The organism is Roseibium sp. (assembly GCF_025698965.1).
Lineage (GTDB): Bacteria > Pseudomonadota > Alphaproteobacteria > Rhizobiales > Stappiaceae > Roseibium.
Genome location: NZ_JAILWL010000534.1, coordinates 1 through 4,213 on the forward strand (window position 1 = coordinate 1; position 4,213 = coordinate 4,213).

5 protein-coding genes are annotated in these 4,213 nt (G+C 54.1%); 4 read left to right on the plus strand and 1 reads right to left on the minus strand.

Features of this window, described 5'->3' with window-relative positions:
• The 4 genes from K5905_RS28820 to K5905_RS28835 form a co-directional block, all read left to right on the plus strand.
• Positions 1-318: amidohydrolase family protein (locus K5905_RS28820; RefSeq protein WP_297590878.1), on the plus strand; the 318-nt coding region annotated here is incomplete at its 5' end.
• A gap of 4 nt (positions 319-322) precedes the next feature.
• Entirely contained in the window at positions 323-1,120 is a 798-nt protein-coding gene (locus K5905_RS28825; RefSeq protein WP_297590880.1) for an iron-sulfur cluster assembly protein, read from the plus strand.
• A gap of 58 nt (positions 1,121-1,178) precedes the next feature.
• A complete protein-coding gene (locus K5905_RS28830; protein ID WP_297590883.1) occupies positions 1,179-2,816 on the plus strand; it encodes a molecular chaperone GroEL in 1,638 nt (545 codons plus the stop codon).
• A gap of 63 nt (positions 2,817-2,879) precedes the next feature.
• Positions 2,880-3,923 carry an NAD(P)-dependent alcohol dehydrogenase gene (locus tag K5905_RS28835; protein WP_297590885.1) on the plus strand — a complete coding sequence of 348 codons (1,044 nt, stop codon included), beginning with the start codon at positions 2,880-2,882 and terminating at the stop codon, positions 3,921-3,923.
• A gap of 87 nt (positions 3,924-4,010) precedes the next feature.
• On the opposite strand, the gene K5905_RS28840 is transcribed toward K5905_RS28835, so the two are convergent.
• Positions 4,011-4,213: hypothetical protein (locus K5905_RS28840; protein WP_297590888.1), on the minus strand; the 203-nt coding region annotated here is incomplete at its 5' end.

Genomic DNA, 4,213 nt, shown 5'->3' on the forward strand with positions numbered 1-4,213 from the left:
CTTGCTGTGGCGTTGCCTTTCATCCACTCACGCCCGCGCTACTTCGGAGAAGTCATCTCCGAACTTCTGTGGTGGGTTGGTGAGGACAAGATCCTGTTCGGGTCCGATTACGCGATCTGGACACCTGCCTGGCTTGTGGACCAGTTCTGGAACTATCAGATTCCCGAAGACATATCTGCTGAACGCAGCGGGGTGCAGCTGACGGACGAAGTCAAGGAGAAGATCCTCGGACTGAATGCGGCGAAACTCTACAATATCGACGTTGCTGCCAAGCTCCAGCAGCTGAACTCATCACCAGTTCAGATCGCAGCGGAGTGACCCCATGTTTCACGAAATTCAACAGTCTGAATTGGCGTCGGTGGTCTGGGAGCAGTTGGAAAATGTGTCGGATCCCGAACTTGACGAGCCCATTACGGACATGGGTTTCGTTGAAAGGGTTGATGTTTTCAATGCTGAAAGGGTGGAAGTCGATTTTCGACTTCCTACCTACTGGTGCTCACCGAATTTCGCCTTTCTAATGGCCTTTGGCATCAAGCAGGAAATTGCCAGCTTGAGTTGGGTGCGTGAGGTGACGGTCACGCTCAAGGACCATTGTTTTGACGATAAGGTCAACGCCGGCGTCAACGGCGACCGCAGTTTCGACGATGTTTTTACCGAGTACTGCAATGGTGAAAACCTGGACGCCGTCAAGCTCAAGTTTCTCGAAAAGGCCTTCATCCGGCGGCAGGAAACCGTTCTGCTTGCGTTGCAACAAGTTGGATACTCTGCCGAAGAGATCGTTTCGATGAAATTGTCGGAATTCGATTTGATCGAGTTCCAGGGTGAAGAAGAGAAGAAGCAAAAGCCGCGCTATCGGTCCTTGCTGGTCTCGCGCAATCTCGCCTCCGCTCCATATGACCCGGTCTTTGTGACCTGGGCCGGAAATCGGATCGAACCTGATAACCTGCGCCAACACCTCAGCGAGCTGCGCTCCGTTCGCATCAACATGGAATTCAACGGTGCGCTTTGCCGCGGGTTGCAATCAAGCCGCTACAAGGAAGTCGAGTTCGGATCGAACGGCCCGACGCTTGTCGACTTCATTCAAGGGCGTGTTCCCCCCCGCAACGCCGGTTCCGTTTGACGCTAGCCGAATGTAACTGCGTGCCGCCCGCAGTGTATCCAATTCAAGGAGACAGATGATGGCCAAACTACTTATCCATAACGGCAGCGCTCGCGCTGCACTTGCAAAAGGTGTCGCGAAACTGGCCGCAGCCGTAGAACCGACACTTGGCCCCAAAGGCCTGAACGCGATGATCGACCGTCCGGTAGGCACTCCGATCGTTTCCCGGGACGGCGTTTCGATCGCATCGGAAATTGAATTGTCCGACCGGTTTGAAAACATGGGAGCCCAGGTTGTTCGTGAAGTCTCTATGCAGACAAATGAGGTTGCCGGAGATGGGACGACTACGGCAATTGTCCTTGCCAATGCATTGATCCAGAAAGGTGTTGCGATTACTGCAAATGGCGTAAAACCCGTCGATCTGTGCAAAGGCATCGAACTTGCGGTTTCAAAAATTATTGAGGGACTCGACGAGTCTTCCCGATCCTGCGAGGAAAATCCAGAGTACCTAAAGGCAGTTGCAGGTGTTTCAGCGTCTGATCCCGAGCTCGGTGCACTGGTTGCTGATGCTTATGAACGTGTGGGCCGTACCGGCATCATCACCGCGGATTTTGGTGTAACGGTCGATACCACGCTGGAGATCATCGAAGGAATATCCTTTGATCGCGGCTATATTTCCCATCACATGGTGACAGATCCGGAGAATATGGAAGCGGTTCTCGACAACCCGCTGATATTGATGACGGATCACAAGATTCCGAAACCGGAAGTGCTGAAGAAAGCACGCCAGACTGCGGCAAACGCGGGACGGCCACTTCTAATCATCGCGGAGGAAATCGCCCCGGAAGTCGTGGTTGATCTGCTTGAAGACAGCGGCCGTGGGAAATACCTGATTGTTCATCCTCCGGAATACGGGCACTGGCGTACGGCAATGATGGACGACCTGGCCATTTTGACCGGAGGTGAAGTCATCTCTCGAGAGCTTGGCAAAAGGATCGAGGACGTTACGCTTGCACAGTTGGGCGGAGCGAAGAAGGTCAAGGTCTCCGCATCTTTGACCAGCGTTATTCAGGGGGAAGGTGAGCCGAACCTTATTGCTGCCCGACGCTCCCAGATTCAGCGCCAGTATGAAGCAGCCCCTCCAAATATCGAGCAGGACAAGCTCCGTGAGCGGTTGTCCAAACTGACGGGTGGAACTGCGGTGATTTACGCCGGTGGATTCACACCGGTTGAACAAAAGCGCAAAATTCAGCTGATCGATGACGCCCTGGCAGCTGTCCGGGCCGCCTCAGAGGACGGTGTAGTTGCCGGCGGTGGCACAGCTCTGGCGCAAATCGATTGGGTCCTGAAAGATCTTGCATCGGAAAATGAAGCCGACATCAAGGCCGGAGTGGAACTGGTCCGGTCTGTGCTCACCCAGCCGGTGGCAAGAATTGCCAGCAATGCCGGGGCAGATCCGGACTCAGTTGTCGCTTCTGTAACGTCGGCTGTTCCAGGACATGGGTTTAACGCAGCAGTCGGCGAGTTTCAGGACATGTTTGCTGCCGGTGTGATCGACCCGGTTCGTGTAACGGCCAGTGCGCTGGTCAATGCGACCTCGGTGGCCACGTTGATCCTGACGACCGAGACACTGGTTGGAGATCTCGAAGAGGGCGAAGCCGATCCCACCGCGGGTCCGGCGCTGGGCGGAGGGGCTGAACTTCTGGGACGTCCCTAAGGCTCACTTTGGCGCAGGCACCGTCTGCGCCACTCATCCTCTTACCTGAGAAAGGAACCTGTTATGAAGGCTGCAAGGCTTTATGAATATGACCCGGAGATGAATGTCGATCTCAAGATCGAGAATGTCTCCGCTCCAACAATCAACGCACCGGATGAAATTGTCGTCAAAGTCGGTGCTGCCGGATTGTGCCGCACCGATCTTCATATCATTGAAGGGGTCTGGAAGGACATAATGGATGTCGAGGGGAGCCTCTTGCCATACATTATGGGGCACGAAAACGCGGGATGGGTGGAAGATGTCGGCAGCAATGTCAAATCCGTCAAGCCCGGAGACGCGGTCATTGTTCATCCGCACAGAAGTTGCGGGATCTGTCTGAACTGCCGCTACGGTCACGATATGTATTGCGACCATGGACAGTTTCCCGGACTTGGGCTGGATGGCGGGTTTGCGGAATACTTCCTGACAAACGAAAGTTCGGTCATCAAGCTGAACACCAATATCACTCCGCTTGAAGTGGCGCCGATGGCGGATGCAGGCATTACCGCCTACCGTGCCGCTAAACGGGCAGCAGGATTAGTTCATCCCGGATCCTATGTAACTGTGCTCGGCGTCGGAGGTCTGGGGCATATTGCCATTCAATGTCTGAAAAATATTTGCGGTGCTCGAATCATCGCGGTCGACCGCGAACCAGGAGCCCAGGCTTTGGCGCGAGATCTGGGTGCAGACATTGTGCTCGATGGCGGGCCGGATCTGATCGAACAGGTGAAAGACGTCACAGGCGGCGGCAGTCAGGTGGTGATTGACTTTGTCGGCGAGCTGGGCGTGGAAAATATCTGCTGGAAACTGCTGCGCCAGGGCGGAGAGCTGATCGTGGTCGGATATGGAGGTCAAATCGAGGTTCCAACCGTCGATCTTGTCGTCAATGAAATCAAGATTGGCGGCAGCCTTGTCGGCGATTACACCGAGCTGGTGGAGCTGATGGAATTGAATGCCGATGGCCTGGTGAAGATGCACTACACCGAATACTCCCTCGACAACATCAACATGGCAATCGATGATTTCAAGAACCGCCGCTTTACAGGGCGCGGTGTCATCGTTCCATAAGCCGAAACATGAGAAAATTTCCGGCGGCATCATAGGCGGGTGTCGTGATTGTTGCCGGAAGTTTCTGCAATATTTGAGGAAATTAAACTACCGGATTGCTGAAAACGGGTTCTCAAACAGCAAAATTGCTGCGTTGTCAGGCACTGTGAACCTCCAACGCGGTTTCACCTGACAGGTTTTAGTTTCGATCTGTTCTTGATCTGCAAGCGCGATACCAAACAGGTTATTTACCTCTTTCAAGACCATACAGTTTGATCTTGCGGTAGAGTGTGGGACGGGAAATTCCCAAC

Bases quoted from the DNA above. Each gene is read 5' to 3' on its own strand.
- K5905_RS28825 (WP_297590880.1), top strand. From the start codon at position 323: ATGTTTCACGAAATTCAACAGTCTGAATTGGCGTCGGTGGTCTGGGAG.
- K5905_RS28830 (WP_297590883.1), top strand. From the start codon at position 1,179: ATGGCCAAACTACTTATCCATAACGGCAGCGCTCGCGCTGCACTTGCA.
- K5905_RS28835 (WP_297590885.1), top strand. From the start codon at position 2,880: ATGAAGGCTGCAAGGCTTTATGAATATGACCCGGAGATGAATGTCGAT.